The sequence below is a fragment of the Flavobacterium sp. genome (assembly GCF_044360715.1).
Lineage (GTDB): Bacteria > Bacteroidota > Bacteroidia > Flavobacteriales > Flavobacteriaceae > Flavobacterium.
This window is the reverse complement of sequence record NZ_JBIKJY010000034.1, coordinates 1-16,393: the sequence shown is the minus strand read 5'-3', so window position 1 is coordinate 16,393 and position 16,393 is coordinate 1. Positions and strand designations below refer to the sequence as shown.

At 31.8% G+C, this 16,393-nt stretch carries 11 protein-coding genes; 2 read left to right on the top strand and 9 right to left on the bottom strand.

All coding sequences use genetic code 11. The features are described from left to right. Window positions 1-145: 145 nt before the first annotated feature. Window positions 146-2,059, top strand: coding sequence for a DUF294 nucleotidyltransferase-like domain-containing protein (locus tag ACIQ16_RS09630; RefSeq protein ID WP_396150995.1), 1,914 nt, complete (start codon window positions 146-148; stop codon window positions 2,057-2,059). A 5-nt stretch (window positions 2,060-2,064) separates the two neighbouring features. Next, a complete protein-coding gene (locus tag ACIQ16_RS09625; RefSeq protein WP_396150993.1) occupies window positions 2,065-2,652 on the top strand; it encodes a PolC-type DNA polymerase III in 588 nt (195 codons plus the stop codon). A gap of 71 nt (window positions 2,653-2,723) precedes the next feature. Here ACIQ16_RS09625 and acs read toward each other — a convergent pair whose 3' ends face one another. The 9 genes from acs to ACIQ16_RS09580 all read right to left on the bottom strand — a co-directional run bounded on the left by acs (window position 2,724) and on the right by ACIQ16_RS09580 (window position 16,273). Then, window positions 2,724-4,631, bottom strand: a complete 1,908-nt coding sequence (gene acs, locus ACIQ16_RS09620) for an acetate--CoA ligase (protein ID WP_396150991.1) — start codon at window positions 4,629-4,631, stop codon at window positions 2,724-2,726. A gap of 105 nt (window positions 4,632-4,736) precedes the next feature. After that, window positions 4,737-6,659, bottom strand: coding sequence for an acetate--CoA ligase (locus ACIQ16_RS09615; RefSeq protein ID WP_396150997.1), 1,923 nt, complete (start codon window positions 6,657-6,659; stop codon window positions 4,737-4,739). A 117-nt stretch (window positions 6,660-6,776) separates the two neighbouring features. Further along, complete coding sequence (locus ACIQ16_RS09610) at window positions 6,777-7,139, bottom strand: response regulator transcription factor (RefSeq protein WP_396150989.1); 363 nt, start codon at window positions 7,137-7,139, stop codon at window positions 6,777-6,779. A gap of 1 nt (window position 7,140) precedes the next feature. Beyond that, entirely contained in the window at window positions 7,141-9,837 is a 2,697-nt protein-coding gene (locus ACIQ16_RS09605) for an ATP-binding protein (RefSeq protein ID WP_396150987.1), read from the bottom strand. 331 nt (window positions 9,838-10,168) lie between these two features. Further along, window positions 10,169-10,384, bottom strand: a complete 216-nt coding sequence (locus tag ACIQ16_RS09600) for a DUF6814 family protein (protein WP_291242863.1) — start codon at window positions 10,382-10,384, stop codon at window positions 10,169-10,171. A gap of 21 nt (window positions 10,385-10,405) precedes the next feature. Then, on the bottom strand, window positions 10,406-12,217 hold the full coding sequence (locus ACIQ16_RS09595) for an MFS transporter (protein WP_396150985.1): 1,812 nt from the start codon (window positions 12,215-12,217) through the stop codon (window positions 10,406-10,408). An 18-nt stretch (window positions 12,218-12,235) separates the two neighbouring features. Then, the gene (locus ACIQ16_RS09590) at window positions 12,236-13,612 is read right to left on the bottom strand and encodes a porin (protein ID WP_396150983.1); all 1,377 of its coding nucleotides are present in this window, start codon (window positions 13,610-13,612) and stop codon (window positions 12,236-12,238) included. Between the two features lie 94 nt (window positions 13,613-13,706). Continuing rightward, window positions 13,707-14,126, bottom strand: a complete 420-nt coding sequence (locus ACIQ16_RS09585) for a hypothetical protein (RefSeq protein WP_396150981.1) — start codon at window positions 14,124-14,126, stop codon at window positions 13,707-13,709. 170 nt (window positions 14,127-14,296) lie between these two features. Beyond that, a complete protein-coding gene (locus ACIQ16_RS09580) occupies window positions 14,297-16,273 on the bottom strand; it encodes a thiamine pyrophosphate-dependent enzyme (protein WP_396150979.1) in 1,977 nt (658 codons plus the stop codon). Window positions 16,274-16,393 lie beyond the last annotated feature (120 nt).

The following is a 16,393-nucleotide window of genomic DNA, read 5'->3' as shown; positions in this document are numbered from 1 at the left end:
GTTTAGCAATAATCATCTAATTTAAGATAATATTAAATAATATTAATGAATTATAATATACATTATGTAAAATAGAATATTTAAGAATACGTTAGTAAGAATTGATTTATTTGTTTAATTTTGATGTGTATTTACTACTCCTATTATGAAGAATACTTTTGCAGAAAACATTGTAGATTTTTTAAAGCTATACGATCCATTTAAAACAGTAGCTTATGGCGACTTGTTAGAAATTGCCTCGCAGAGTGAAATTATCTATTTAGAAAAATCGAAACGATTATTTAAAATTAATGACGAATTGCATCAGAATTTTTATATTGTACATTCTGGAATTATTCATTTGACAAAAATAATTGATGCACAAGAAACTTTAATTTCTAAATGTTATGTAGGTTCTATTTTTGGATTACGTCCGTTTTTTGCAAAAAATAATTATTCTTTAAATTCTATTGCAAATGAAGATGCTGTAGTGTATGCGATTCCTATTGTTTTATTTAAACCACTTTTAGCTAAATATGCTGGTGTAATGGATTACTTTTTAGAGAGTTTCTCTGAACAGACAAAATCAAACGGTGAAAATTATCAAAATTTAAAAGCGATTTCTGAAGCCAGTTCGGAAACAGAATTAACTGATTTTTCTTATTTTCAAGAATTGGATTATGATAAAAATCCACTTGTAATTCCTACTCATACCAGTATTTCGACTGTGGCGAAGAAAATGATGGATGCGAACAAATCCTATGCAATTGTTACGAATAACGCCAGAATAAATGGCTTAATTACGGATGCCGATTTCAGAAAAAAAGTGGCTTTCGGTGCGATTAATTTTGATGCCGATTGCAGCTCAATTATGCAACAAAATGTAGCTATTGTAGAAGAAACCATTTCTGTAGCAGAAGCGCAATTATTGCTTCTAAAAAACGAAACCAGCTATTTATGTGTTACTGAAGATGGTACAGAAAATACGCGTATAAAAGGTATTATTTCGGAACGCGATATTATTAAATCGCAGTCAAATAATCCAGGGGTTTTGATTGATGAAATTCGAAATTCGAAAAATTTTGAGGAACTAAAATACGTGCATTCTAAATATTTGTTTGTAATTCAGAATTCATTCACAAAAAATATTCCTATATTTCATATTAACAATACTGTTGGTGGTGTTTTACACGCGATTATTCAGCAATGTATAAAATTATCAATTGAAAAAATTGGCTCACCTCCTGCTCGTTTTGTTTGGCTATCTTTAGGAAGTCAGGCCAGAAAAGAACAATTGGTTTTAAGTGATCAGGATAATTTAATTGTATTCGAAAATGTTGCAGCAGACAAACACCGTGATGTGAAATTTTACTTTGTTCAATTGGCAAAATTAGTCATATTAAATATGCAGAATTTAGGTTATAAACCTTGTCCTAATGAACATTTAGCCAGCAATATAAAATGGTGTAAATCGTTGTCTGATTTTACGTCAATTTATACGAATTGCATTAAATCTCCAGGTGAAAATATGTCCGACTTTAATGGTATTTTCTTTGATTTTGAATACATTTATGGTGAAACAAAAATTAAGGATTCATTAGAAATTGCCATACATCAGAGTTTAGCCAATAATACTTTATTTTTTGATTATATTGGTAATCAATTACTTAAACTTCCTCCTGCTTTGACTTTTTTCAAAAAATTTGCTGTTGAAGAAAACGGAAAACATAAAGAACTATTTAATTTAAAAGAAAAAGGGTTACAATTTTATATTGATGCGGCACGAATTTTTGCTTTAAGTAATAACTTAAAAGGAATTAACAATACCTATTTACGCTTTAAGCAAATGGCTATAATTGATACCAAAAACGCTGAAAAATACTTGGATTTTGCTGAAAACTACATAAAATTACAAGAATTAAGAGCCCAAGAAGGTATTATAAATGATAATGACGGCGCTTTTATCGACCCAAAAAAACTGTCTAAAATTGATAAAGAGGAAATGAAAAAAGCCTTATTAGAAATTGAAGATGTTACAGATTTAATTAAATCAAAATATAAATTAACCCAATTTTCATAAAATATATGTTATCAAAATTATTTCATAAAGAATATCCTGAATATTGGAAAAAATATACTGAATCTTTTAAAAGTCCAGCTACTAAATTTGTTGTTATTAGTATGGAAACTTCTGGTTTAGATACAGAAAAAGATGTAATTATGTCTATCGCAGCAACATCTATAGTTGAAAACAGAATTATTTTGAAAGACTCTTTTGAAATTTACATTAAGCACACTACTCCATTAGATATTAGTTTAGATAACGAATTTATTACGGTGAGTAAAGTAGAAAAAGTTTCTGAAGAAGTGGCGATTGAAACCTTAATCGAATATCTTGGAAATTCAATATTTATTGGGCATCGAATAGATTTTGATATCGAAATGCTAAACCAAATGTTAAGTCGACTTAAATTAGGAAAACTTAAAAATGAGGCATACGACATTGAAGCTATGTTTAATAAATTATCAGATACCAATGAAAAAAAATATGCAATGGAAGAAATGAGTAAATTTCTAAATATTTCTATCAGTGAAAGAAATTCTGTGGCAGATGACGCCTATTCGATAGCTATTTTATTTTTGAAATTGAAAAGTAAATTGGGAATTAAATAACATCAAGCATCTTATAATAAATAAAAAAGAGGCACTATATTGTGCCTCTTTTATTATATAAAATTGAAGAATTATAACTTTTCGTTTTTAATTTCTTCAACAATTTCAGGGTTTAACAACGTAGAAATGTCTCCGAAATTAGAGAAATCACCTTCAGCAATTTTTCTTAAAATACGTCTCATAATTTTTCCAGAACGAGTTTTTGGTAAACCAGATACAAACTGAATTTTGTCTAATTTTGCAATAGGTCCCACTTGGTCAGAAATAAGTTGATTGATTTCTTTTCTTAAATTATCTTGATTTCTGGTTTCTCCTGTTTCTTTCAAAATAACAAAACCATATAACGCATTTCCTTTAATATCGTGAGGAAAACCTACAATAGCACTTTCTGCTACGGCTGGATGCTCATTTATAGAATCTTCAATAGGAGCGGTTCCTAAATTATGCCCAGAAACAATAATTACATCATCTACTCTACCTGTAATTCGGTAATATCCAACTTCATCGCGTAAAGCACCGTCTCCAGTGAAATATTTACCTGGGAATGCTGTAAAATAGGTTTCTTTATAACGCTGGTGATCGCCCCAAATGGTTCTTGCCATTGACGGCCATGGGAATTTTATACATAGACTACCAGTTACTTGGTTGCCTTCAATTTCGTTTCTTAATTCATCCATTAAAACCGGTTGAATTCCTGGTAAAGGTAAAGATGCATACGTTGGTTTTGTAGGCGTTACGAAAGGAATAGGAGAAATCATAATTCCACCTGTTTCCGTTTGCCACCAAGTGTCTACTAATGGGCATCGCTTCCCTCCTACGTGGTCGTTATACCAATGCCAAGCCTCTTCGTTAATTGGTTCTCCAACAGATCCAATAACTTTTAAAGAACTTAATGGGAATTTTTGAACATAATCTAAATTTTCTTTGGCTAAAGCACGAATGGCAGTTGGAGCCGTGTAAAATTGATTGACTTGATGTTTTTCAATTACTTCCCAAAAACGACTAAAATCTGGATATGAAGGTACGCCTTCGAAAAGTACTGTAGTAGCTCCGTTTAATAACGGACCATATAAAATATAAGAGTGTCCTGTTATCCAACCAATATCAGCGGTACACCAGAACACATCATTTTCTTCGTAATTGAAAACGTTTTTAAAGGTGTATGCAGTATATACCATATAACCCGCAGTGGTATGTAACATTCCTTTAGGTTTTCCAGTAGAACCTGAAGTATATAAAATAAACAACGGATCTTCGGCATCCATAATTTCAGCAAAATTGTTTCCTAAAGCAGCATCTAAAAGTGGTTGTAACCAAATGTCACGACCATCTTTCATATTTACAGCCGTATTTGTTCGTTTAGCTACTAATACTTTTTCTACACAAGGACATTTTTCTAATGCTTCATCTACGATTCCCTTTAAATCAACCGATTTATTACCTCTAAATCCGCCATCAGATGTAATTACCATTTTACATTCAGAATCGTTAATTCTTGCCGCTACAGCTGAAGCTGAAAAACCAGCAAATACTACCGAGTGAATGGCTCCAATTCGCGCGCACGCTAATACAGCAACAGCTAATTCTGGAATCATTGGTAAATAAATACAAACTCTATCGCCTTTTTTTATGCCTTGTTCACGTAATACATTTGCCATTTTAGAAACGCGCTCATATAATTCTTTATATGATATATGTAACGCGGCTTCTTTTGGATCGTTTGGTTCAAAAATTATCGCCGTTTTATCGCCACGTTTGGCTAAATGCCTATCGATACAGTTTTTAGTAATATTTACTTTCGCATTTAAAAACCATTTGAAATTGGCTTCTTGCATATCAACATCAAAAACTTTATCCCATTTTTGATACCAAGTAAAGTTTTCATCAGCAATACGATCCCAAAATTTTCTTGGTTCGCGTACTGATTTTTTGTACATTTTAAAATAATTTTCTAAATCAGTAATTTTATAATAACTCATTATTCGTTTGGTTTTTTGTTTCGTAATGTAAATATAATAAATCTATTCCTACGGAAAAGAAATAATTTGCTAAATAGGTATAGCTAACTTTCGTTCGATATACTTTTATCTAAATGAACCTATTTTTGCTTTTATAAATTCGGTTCTAACTTCGTCAATTATAGCTTCATCATCAATAGTTGATGGGATTTGAATATTTTCACCATCGGCTATACTTCGTAAAAGCTTACGTAAAATTTTACCCGATCTGGTTTTTGGAAGGCGAGGCACAATTACAACGTCTCGCAAAGAAGCTACAGCACCTATTTGCTCTCGAACCAACTGAACTACTTCGTGTTGCAATTGAAAATGTTCAATATTTTCTCCAAGTTTGTTTACCACTAATGCCAAAGGAACTTGCCCTTTTAATTCGTCATTTATTCCAATAACTGCACATTCTGCAACGGAATGATGTGAAGACACAATTTCTTCCATTTCGGCTGTAGAAAGTCGATGACCCGCTACATTAATAACATCATCTACCCTGCCCGTAATGAATATATATCCGTCTTTATCTTTAAATCCGCCATCGCCAGAAAAATAATTACCTGGAAATTTTTCTAAATATCCTTCTTTAAATCGAGCATTTTCATTCCATAAATCCATCATCGTTCCTGGAGGTAATGGTAATTTTATTACAACATATCCTTCTTCGTTTGCAGCCATTTCTTCGCCTTCTTCGTTAAAGATTTGAATATTATAACCCGTAACGGCTTTTCCTGCCGAACCTGGCTTTATAGGTAAAAACTCTACACCCATCATATTAGCAATCATTGGCCAACCGGATTCTGTTTGCCACCAATGGTCAATTGCCGGTACTGGAATATGCGCTTGATACCATTCTAAAGTAGCCACATCACAGCGTTCACCTGCTAAAAACTGGGTTTTTAAACTTGATAAATCGTATTTTTTAATGAAGTCTCCATTTGGATCTTCTTTTTTGATGGCTCTAATTGCAGTTGGCGCTGTAAACATTACATTTACTTTATGCTCTTCAATTACACGCCAAAACGTACTTGCATCTGGAGTACGAATAGGTTTTCCTTCAAAAATGATTGTTGTATTTCTATTTAATAAGGGGCCGTAAACAATATAACTATGTCCTACCACCCAACCCACATCGGAAGCTGCCCAAAAAACTTCATCTGGTTTAGCACCATAAATATGTTCCATTGAGTATTTAAGTGCAGTAGCGTAACCTCCTGTATCTCTGACAATTCCTTTTGGCTTTCCTGTTGTTCCGGACGTGTATAAAATATATAACGGATGAGTCGCTTCTATTGGTACACAAGGTACTTCTTCTGAACCATATACTAAAGCATCATAATCAACATCGTATTTTTTAAATGGTATTCTTGCGCCTAATTTTCTGTTTAAAATAATTACTTTTTTTGGCTTATGCGAGGCTAATGCAATGGCTTCATCTACTAAAGGTTTATAGGCAATTAAGCGGTCTATTTCTATTCCAGAAGATGCTGTAATTACAATTTTTGGTTTGCAATCATCTATTCGTATTGCCAATTCGTGTGGCGCGAAACCACCAAAAACCACGGAATGAATTACTCCTATTCGTGCACAAGCTAACATTGCAAAGGCAGCCTGAGGAATCATTGGCATATAAATAACTGCCGTGTTACCCTTTTTCAAGCCTAAAGACAACATACCGCCTGCTAATTTGGCCACTTCTGTCTTTACTTCATTATATGTATACTTCTTAACAGTTTGGGTTACTGGCGAATCATAAATAATAGCTACATTATCTCCAAATCCATCTTCAATGTGTTTGTCTAATGCTAAATAACAAGCGTTTAATTCTCCATCTGCAAACCAAAGTGGATATTCATTATGATCTTTAGATAAAATTGTAGTTGGTATTTTAAACCATTTTATGGCATTTACTTGTTCTGACCAAAATTTCTCAGGAGATTGAATACTATGGTTATATAATTCTTGATACGTCATTATTTCTGTTAATTTGTTCTGTTTTATCAAAGTAAAAATACTAAATTAAAATACACCAATTGAAATAATGTTGCTAAATAAGTATATATTTATTAATCGCAAAAAAAGACAAAAACTGGTTTTGCCTTTTTATTTTTTATGATTTTAATTAAGTAATTCAAGTACTTGTTCCACTACTTTTTTAATAGAAAAGGGCTTTGTTAAATACGCATCGGCACCTAATGTCATACCTTTTTCAATATCGCTTGCTTTGTTTTTAGCCGATAAAAAGATGACTTTTGTATGCGATAAATTGCTGTCTTTTCTAATATGTTCTAAGGTAGCATAACCATCTACTAGCGGCATCATAACATCTAAAATGATGACATCTGGAAAATTAGACTTTACAATTTCTAACGCTTCTATTCCATCTCGAGCAATAAAAACTTCAAAATCATTTTTCTTAAATGTATATTCTAATGACATTACGATATTGGGTTCGTCATCTACAATTAATATTTTTTTCATATTATATATTTTCAATAGGATTATTTTTTGGTAATGTAAATACAATGCTAGCACCTTTAGCGTTTTGCTCTGCCCATATTTTACCTTTATGATATTCCATAATTTGTTTACAAATCGCTAATCCTAAACCACTTCCAACTGGTTTTTTTATATTTTGATTGGTGGACTGATAAAATTTATCAAAAATAGCAACAAAATCATTTGGATGTATTCCTTTTCCGTTGTCTTGCACGAAAGTATGAATAAAATTATTCTTTTCCTTAATTTGAATCGTAATTAAGCCATTTGTTTCTGGACAAAATTTAATGGCATTGGATACTAAATTGGTAATTACTTGAATAATTCTATCTTCATCATAAAATGCATTCACCACTTGTTTGCTCTCAATATGTATTGCAATGTGTTTGTTTTTAATGAGTTGCTGTAATGATTCTATAGATTTTTCAATCGTTTTTACTAAATTGTTCTTTGTAGGATGAATAATTTGCTTTCCAGTTTCAAATTTTTCTAAATCAAGAATTTTATCAATTAATCGGTTCAATCTATCAGATTCAGAAATAATATTTTGTAAAAACTGTTTTTTTAATTCATCTGGGATTTCATCATCATCGTGTAAAATTTCGCTTGCGGCTCTAATAGCGGTAATTGGCGTTCTTAATTCGTGTGTAACAGTATCCAAAAATTCATCTTTCTGTAGGTCTTTCCTAATTAATGAAGCATTGGCATCTTGAAGTTTAGCCGTAATAATCTTAAGTTCATTAGAGGTTTCAGTCAGTTTTTTGTTGACAATGATATTTTCTTTCGATTCTTCTAAAATTTTTAATACTTCAGGAAGCGAAATTTTTTCTTCTTTTACTACGCTAGAAATTAAAATTCTGGCAGAAGCCGTTCCGATATGACCTGTGAGTAAGTTTTCTGAAAATTTAATTAATCGCGCATCTGCTAATTCTACATCTTGGTCTACGTTGTATTTGATATTAAAAATATTCATGGCTCGTTTGGTACGTTCTTCACCTAAAAATCGAACCAAAACCTTTTCGATATCATTACGATAAGCCGTTCCTTTCCAAATAAATGCATTTTCATGATTGGAACTGTATTTATTTATATCTACAAACATTTCGGCATAATTACGTTCGCGATAATTTCCTTTAAAACTCACAGAAATAGCAAAATAAGTCACCCAATTAAACAATAAACTCCAAAACAAAGCATGCGGAATCGGATCTAAATAATCCAAACCAAATAATTGAAACGGTTTTAGAAGTTCTATATTTAAAAAACCATCTGTAATAAAAGTACTTTCACTATTTGAAGCACCAATGCTATACGGAATTAATAACGTAAATATACAAATAATAAACCCAATTAAAATTCCATAAATAGCGCCTAATCTTGAGCCTCTTCTCCAAAACAAAGCGCCAAAAAATGCAGGAGCCAATTGTGAAATGATTACAAATGCTACTAAACCAATAGAAACTAAATTATAATTTAAACCAAAAAATCTATAAATAAAATACGAAAGAATAATTAGCAAGAAAATACTAATTCTTCGACTATTTAAAATGCTTTTACTACTAATGGTTTCGGCATTTTTTAACTTTCCAAGTAAACTATACGGAATTAAAATATTGTTAGTTACCATTGTTGATAATCCAATAGACGAAACCACTATCATTGAAATGGCAGCAGAAAATCCGCCAAGGAACACCAAAACAGTTAATATTTTATTGTCAAACAATTGAGGAATTAATAAGGAATAGGTATCGGAATTTACTTCTTGTCCATCAAATAAAATATTACCACCCCAAGCAATTGGATATACAAAAATATTGAACAGTAATAAATACAAAGGAAATAACCAAACAGCAGTATTTACGTGACCTTCGCGATTGTTTTCTACTACAGAAACATGAAATTGTCGCGGCAATAAAAAGATGGCAAACATAGAAAGCAGACAAAGTAAAAACCAATTAATGGCTTGAGGTAATCCTCCAATTGTATTTTTTGCTTGAAAATCTTTTAACAAACTGGCTTTTTGATAAATATCATCAAAACCATCAAATACGAAAAAGGTAACATACACCCCAATAATTACAAAAAATACTAATTTTAGTATGCTTTCCATTGCAACGGCAGTTACAATTCCTTTTCTTTTTACCGAAGCATCTGCATAACGCGTCCCATAATAGGAAGCAAATAAAGCCAAAGCAATAGCCACATAAGTAGTAATGTCATCAAAAATATAAGAATTCACAGGTGTGTTTGAAACCACATGAAAGGTTTCTGTGATGGCTTTTAACTGCAAAGAAATATAAGGAATGATACCGGTTAAACATATTACAGTTACAATAGCCCCCAAGAAACGACTATTTCCATAGCGTAATGATATAAAATCGGCAATACTTGCAATTTTATTAACACGGGAAATTCGAATAATTTTTTTAAGAATTAAAATCCAAGATGGCGCAATAATAATGGGTCCTAAGTAAATTGGCAAAAAACTCAATCCATTATCTGCCGCTACTCCAACACTACCATAATACGTCCAGGCAGTACAATAAACGGCTAAAGACAAAGAATAAACATACGGATTGTTTGTCCATTTGCTATCATTGTTTTTTTCTGCCCAATGTGCGATATAAAACAAAATGGCCAAATAAAGGGATAGTATAATAAGTAAAAAAACACTATTCATTGTAACGAATCATTATAACTAATGAAATTAATATAGAAAGCAGCCAAGTAGAAAAAATAAAAATATAACTACTTGGAAATCCAAATATACTTTTAGAAGAATCAAACAATAAAATAATTGGCATATTGAGACAAATGAGTAATACCATCGAAACAATTACTAATTTTTGTTGGTGTCTTTTTTTCATGTTTTGGCATTATTTAAAGTTTTAAAAATACAGATTAATTTGAAATTAGTCAAATATTTAGATGTAATATTTTACAATTAAAAAAACCATCCCTAAAAATAGAGATGGTTTTTAACATTTATTATTAAAATTAAGTAGATCCGATTAGTTATCGTATTCACCTGATAAGCAATATTTACCGAAAGTAAATAATCCATACGCAATAAGCGGACATAATACAAAAGTATATATTATGGCAGGAACTAATTTTTCTCCGCCTTCTTTCCACATACCTAACGCCTGATTGATGAATAAGTAATATACTGCAACAGCACCTATAGCTATCCATACAATCCCTAAAATTCTTTTTATTTTATTCATTTTGTTATGTTTTTAAAGTTATTAATCGTGTGCGTTTTTATCGTTAGATTTTAAATAAATCACTCCGATAATCAAACAAACACCTGCTACAATAATTGGATACCAAAGTCCTTCTAAATACGGTTTGTCAAATGGTAATGCATCACCTGCTTCTTTTGCAATGTCATTTGCTTTCTTCGCATTTAACGCTAAGAAAGTAGCTACTGCTGGTAACAATCCACCAAAGATACCGTTTCCTACGTGGTAAGGTAAACTCATAGAAGTATATCTAATTTTTGCTGGGAACATTTCAACTAAGAATGCTGCAATAGGTCCGTAAACCATGGTTACAAATAATACTTGAATGAAAACCATCCAAATTAAATGCCATTTAATATCATCTGTAATGTTTTTAGATACTTCTGTTCCATGTTTTAAACTTACACCTGCTGGATGACATTTAGCACCTGAACCTTCTGTGAACGATTTTAATTCTACAACAGCTAATGTATCAACTTTTGCAGGTTTTTCATCTGGTTTTAAACTGTTTTTAAGTTTAATAGTATTTACAGTTACAACAGAATCTTTAGTAGTATTAAATTTAATCCAAACTTCATTTTTAGCATTTGCTTTTGCATCAAATTCTATTGCTTTTGCAGCATAAACGGTATCAATTGTAGTATAATGGAATTTTGCTCCTGTATTATACAATGAATCTGATTTTGTAGCAATAAGAATTTTTGTATTCTTAACTGTTGGATCTTTTTTGTCTGCAGCTGTTTTAATTTCTGCTAATGGTGCTCCAATTACTTTACAGCTATCCAAAACTAATGTGTTACCATTCGCTTTCATTGATTTTTCACTTGCAGATTCATACATTGAAGTATAAATTGGACGGTAAGCAAATATAGCAATTAACATACCTGCCATCATAATCCATTTTCTACTCATTTTATCAGATAACCATCCAAATAATACAAAGAAAGGTGTTCCTAATGCTAATGAAACCAACATAATGTTATCGGCAATATCTTTATCAATACTCATTGTTTTTTCAATGAAACTCATGGCGTAAAACTGACCTGTGTACCAAACCACACCTTGACCCATTGTAGCTCCAAATAAAGCTAACAATACAAATTTGAAGTTTAATTTGTTTCCAAAACTTTCTTTTAATGGATTTGTAGAAACCTTACCTTCTTCTTTTACTTTAGTAAATACTGGAGATTCATGCATGTTTTTTCTAATCACGTAAGAGATCAAAATCATTAAGATAGAAACCCAAAACGGAATTCTCCAACCCCAATCAACAAAGTCTTCTTTAGACAAAGAGTGTCTTGTGATGTAAATTACAATTAAAGATATAAATAATCCTAATGTAGCTGTAGTTTGAATCCAAGATGTAAAGAAACCTCTTCGGTCTGTTGGCGAATGCTCTGCAACATAAGTGGCAGCACCACCATATTCTCCACCTAAAGCTAAACCTTGTAATAATCTTAAAATAAGCACTAATAAAGGTGCAAAAAATCCGATTGTTTCATAAGAAGGCACACAACCAATTAAGAAAGTAGCTCCACCCATTAATAAAAGTGTCACCATGAACGTATATTTACGTCCAATTAAATCACCTAATCTTCCAAAAAATAACGCTCCGAATGGACGCACCACAAATCCTGCAGCAAATGTTGCTAACGTAGATAAGAATGCCGCAGTTGGATTATCTGGTGGGAAAAATTTTGTAGAAAGTAACGTAGCTAAACTTCCAAAGATATAGAAATCATACCATTCAATCATTGTGCCCATTGAGGAAGCGGAAATCACTTTCCAAATTCCTGTTGTCTTTTTATCGCTCATGTTAATCAGTTTTAAATTTTATAAATATATTTGTAATTGTAATAAAAATTCTCCTTTATACGAATCAATATTGTCTTTAGTAATGTAAATAGGTCTGTTTGAATATTGAGCCGTTAATTTAGCATGATGACCATCTAAAAACAAGTTGGTTCCAAAATCAAATTGATTACTTGCTTTACCTAAAGCTTCAAAATTCTTGTACGTGTAAGCTGCAAATGGTTGAATTCTAACCTTTGGTTTGTCTGATTTATTAGGTAATAAAAAACCTGCTTGAGTGTACCATATATTTCCAGTTCCTACCATTGGTTGAAGATTTCCAGGTCCAGCCAAACTTCTACTACCTGTAAAGCTTGCATCTGCAACTCCTTCATTCATAATTCCAATATTTCTTAAATAATTAGGTCCAAAATTGTAATCATAATAAACACTATAAGCCGTTACAGCCATCTTCTTGTCTTTCTGACCAACTGGTAAATCAACGAATACATCTCCTGCAAATAAACCTATAGTATGTCTATCTGTAATTCCATTTACTGAAGTTTTTGTACCACTAGGCGTAGTGTAAAAACCTGCACCAAAGTTTAACATTTTTTTAGTCCCAAGATACGATCCAACCTTGAAAGGAAGAAAATTCGACTCTTTATCAAATACCTGATATTCAACATATCCTGCTTTTGACCATTTTGCATTATTATTGTTATCTACAGCAATTGCATTTTCAGCTTGAGTAACATTAGCAACAGTTTGATTTGTAGCAAAAGGCTTGTTTAAACTAAATCTGTATTCAAATTTATTATATTTACCTTTAGCAAAAACACCAATTTGTCTTGCAAATTGATCTGAATTTTCTATCAAAGGCCAATTGAATATTGGTGCGTCTATAGTTAAGTAATTTAAGGTTGATGACATTGTCATTCTTGATAAACCCATATAATAGTGTAATCCACCTCCTAATGATAAACTAAATGGTTTTCCTTCTTTAGGAAGTACAACAGCATATTCATTCCATGCATCATGAAAAAACAAGCCAGGTTTTTTACCAGCTCCATATCCACCTGTGCCAGCAGATCCTGAAGCACCACCATTAATAAATGTTTGGTTATTTATACCCACATGTGTTACAATCATATAACGAGGAGATATTTGGGTATAAGCAAGTATACGTAATCTTCGTAAACCTATGTCTTCTTGAGTAGAGACACCTTGATCCCCAATCATCGTTCCAGGATTCATTTGTGAAGCACGCATCCAGACTTGATTCCAAGTAATAAATCGCATGTACTTCGTTCCCTCTGGATTAAGATTAAACTTTATACCTCCACCATAATCGGTTGATCCTTGACCAAACGATAAAGCCGTGATGAGAAGCGCGGCTGTTAATAAAATTTTTTTCATAATTTAATATAGTTAGTATTTGATTAGTGGTGCCAAATTCTAAAAAATAGTAAAACAAAAAAATTTTAATATATATAATTGTAAAGCAGTATAGTTAATCTTTAAAACGTTCCCATTTAATTAGCATAAACTTATCACCAAGTTCGGTAATTATCATTCCAGCACCGGATAATATTTCTTTATTTTTAAGAAATTCTACCAATTCTAAATGATTAAAAATTTTATAAGTAGGATGATAATTAGAATTTTCAGGTTTTTTAATTTTAAATTCTTTAACCCAATTGCTAATTGAAACGTGAGACACACCGATAATGCGTTCGATCTCTCTAAAACTTAATCCTTCGAGGTATAATTGTAAGGCTTTCGTAACGTAATAATCGTCAATTTTTTTACCTAATTTATTGACGCTGAAAAAATAATTACACGGTTTACACAAATAACGTTGTCTATTTTTAACAATTCCGCTCTTTACGATCTGATTATTTTGACATTTTGGACAGGCTAAAATCTCCATATATATAAATTTTGCATAAATATACTAAATTAGCAATATAATAAAATAGAATTCGTGTTTTTTTTATATTATTTTTTCATTTCCACTAATAAATAGTAGAAATAATTATATAAAGCATAAAAAAAGCGTAACAAGTACGCTTTTACATTTTTCAAATGTACTATATTTTATTAAAATGCTAAAACTTCTTTTAAAGCTATTTCAAAACGAGTTTTTGGTAAATATTGATCTTCAATAGCCTTCACAAACGGAATTGGGGTTTCTAAACTTCCTACACGTCTTACAGGTGCGTCTAAATATTCGAAACAGTTCTCCATTATTAAAGCTGAAATATCACTTGAAATTCCACCAAATAAGGTATCTTCTTGCAGTATAATACATTTTCCAGTTTTCTTAACTGAATCAAAAATCGTATCTAAATCCAAAGGTTGCAAGGTTCGTAAATCTATAACATCTGCAGAAATTTCAGGATTTTTAGCTAAAGTTTCCAAAGCCCAATGCACGCCTGCACCAAATGAAATAACAGTAACATCCTTACCTTCTTTTAATAAAGCCGCCTTACCAAAAGGAATCGTATAATAATCAGTTGGCACGTCTTGATGAATACTTCTATATAATTGTTTGTGTTCAAAAAACAAAACCGGATTCGGATCGTTAATTGCTGTATTTAGCAAACCTTTTACATCGTATGGAAATGCTGGATATACTACTTTTAAACCTGGTGTTTTGGTAAACCACGCTTCATTGGTTTGCGAATGAAAAGGCCCTGCTTGCGTACCGCCACCACAAGGCATTCGTAACACTACATCGGCTTTCTCATTCCAACGGTAATGTTGTTTGGCTAATAAATTGACAATCGGATTAAATCCTGTTGAAACGAAATCGGCAAATTGCATTTCTACAATAGCTTTGCATCCATTTATAGACAAGCCCATTCCTGTAGACACTACGGCACTTTCACAAATAGGTGTATTTCGCACACGTTCTTTTCCAAATTCAGCAACAAAACCATCTGTAATTTTAAACGCACCACCATACTCTGCAACATCTTGACCCATAATTATTAATTCCGGGTAACGTTGCATCGATTGTCGTAACGATTGTGAAATGGCATCAATAAATCGAATGTTTTCGGTTACTTCCGATGGGTTGATTTCTTGATGAATATAAGGTGCATAAACATCGTTTAATTCTTCTTCTAAATTAGCCACTACTTCTTCTGCAGTTTGAGTAATCGCCCAATGTTCATCTATTTCAGCTTTAATTGTTTCACGAATTTGATTATCCTCATTTTCAGATAACACATCAGTAGCTATTAAATACTTTCTATAATTTTCGATTGGATCTTTTTCAGCCCAAATATCCATTAATTCTTGAGGCACATATTTAGTACCACTTGCCTCTTCGTGCCCACGCATTCTGAAGGTTTTAAACTCTAACAAGACAGGACGAGGATTAGCAATCATTGAAGCTTTTAATTCTGAAATTTTAGTATATACGTCTAAAATATTGTTCCCATCAATAACAAAACTTTCCATACCATATCCTACGCCTTTATCAGCTAAGTTTTCACAACGGTATTGCTCATTGGTTGGCGTTGAAAGTCCATAACCATTATTTTCAATAACAAATAACACAGGTAAGTCCCATACCGCGGCAATATTTAACGCTTCGTGAAAATCACCTTCAGAAGTAGCGCCTTCACCAGTAAAAACAGCAGTTACTTTACCATTTTGTCTTAATTTATTCGCTAAGGCAATTCCATCAGCCACACCTAATTGCGGACCCAAATGCGAAATCATTCCAATAATTTTATATTCTTGAGTTCCGAAATGAAAACTTCTATCTCTACCTTTTGTAAATCCCGTTTTTTTTCCTTGCCATTGCGAAAACAATCTATGTAAAGGAATATCACGCGAGGTAAATACGCCTAAATTTCTATGCATTGGCAAAATGTATTCGTCTGAATCTAAAGCACACGTAATTCCTACAGAAATAGCTTCTTGTCCGATACCTGAAAACCATTTAGATACTTTTCCTTGTCGTAACAAAATGAGCATTTTTTCCTCAATTAGTCGGGGTTTAACTAATTTTTTATATAAAGTAAGTAACGTTTCGTTGCTAATATCTTGTCTATCAAAAATCATAAGTTGTAGGTGTCAAATTTTCTTCAAAAGTAGTAAAAATAACATTTTAAATGAATTTTGTTAGAATAATATTTCTTGAAAATTGAAATTTGTAAACATATTATTTATTTAATAAAATTA

Bases quoted from the DNA above. Each gene is read 5' to 3' on its own strand.
- ACIQ16_RS09630 (WP_396150995.1), top strand. From the start codon at position 146: ATGAAGAATACTTTTGCAGAAAACATTGTAGATTTTTTAAAGCTATAC.
- ACIQ16_RS09625 (WP_396150993.1), top strand. From the start codon at position 2,065: ATGTTATCAAAATTATTTCATAAAGAATATCCTGAATATTGGAAAAAA.
- acs (WP_396150991.1), bottom strand. From the start codon at position 4,631: ATGAGTTATTATAAAATTACTGATTTAGAAAATTATTTTAAAATGTAC.
- ACIQ16_RS09610 (WP_396150989.1), bottom strand. From the start codon at position 7,139: ATGAAAAAAATATTAATTGTAGATGACGAACCCAATATCGTAATGTCA.
- ACIQ16_RS09605 (WP_396150987.1), bottom strand. From the start codon at position 9,837: ATGAATAGTGTTTTTTTACTTATTATACTATCCCTTTATTTGGCCATT.
- ACIQ16_RS09600 (WP_291242863.1), bottom strand. From the start codon at position 10,384: ATGAATAAAATAAAAAGAATTTTAGGGATTGTATGGATAGCTATAGGT.
- ACIQ16_RS09595 (WP_396150985.1), bottom strand. From the start codon at position 12,217: ATGAGCGATAAAAAGACAACAGGAATTTGGAAAGTGATTTCCGCTTCC.
- ACIQ16_RS09590 (WP_396150983.1), bottom strand. From the start codon at position 13,612: ATGAAAAAAATTTTATTAACAGCCGCGCTTCTCATCACGGCTTTATCG.
- ACIQ16_RS09585 (WP_396150981.1), bottom strand. From the start codon at position 14,126: ATGGAGATTTTAGCCTGTCCAAAATGTCAAAATAATCAGATCGTAAAG.
- ACIQ16_RS09580 (WP_396150979.1), bottom strand. From the start codon at position 16,273: ATGATTTTTGATAGACAAGATATTAGCAACGAAACGTTACTTACTTTA.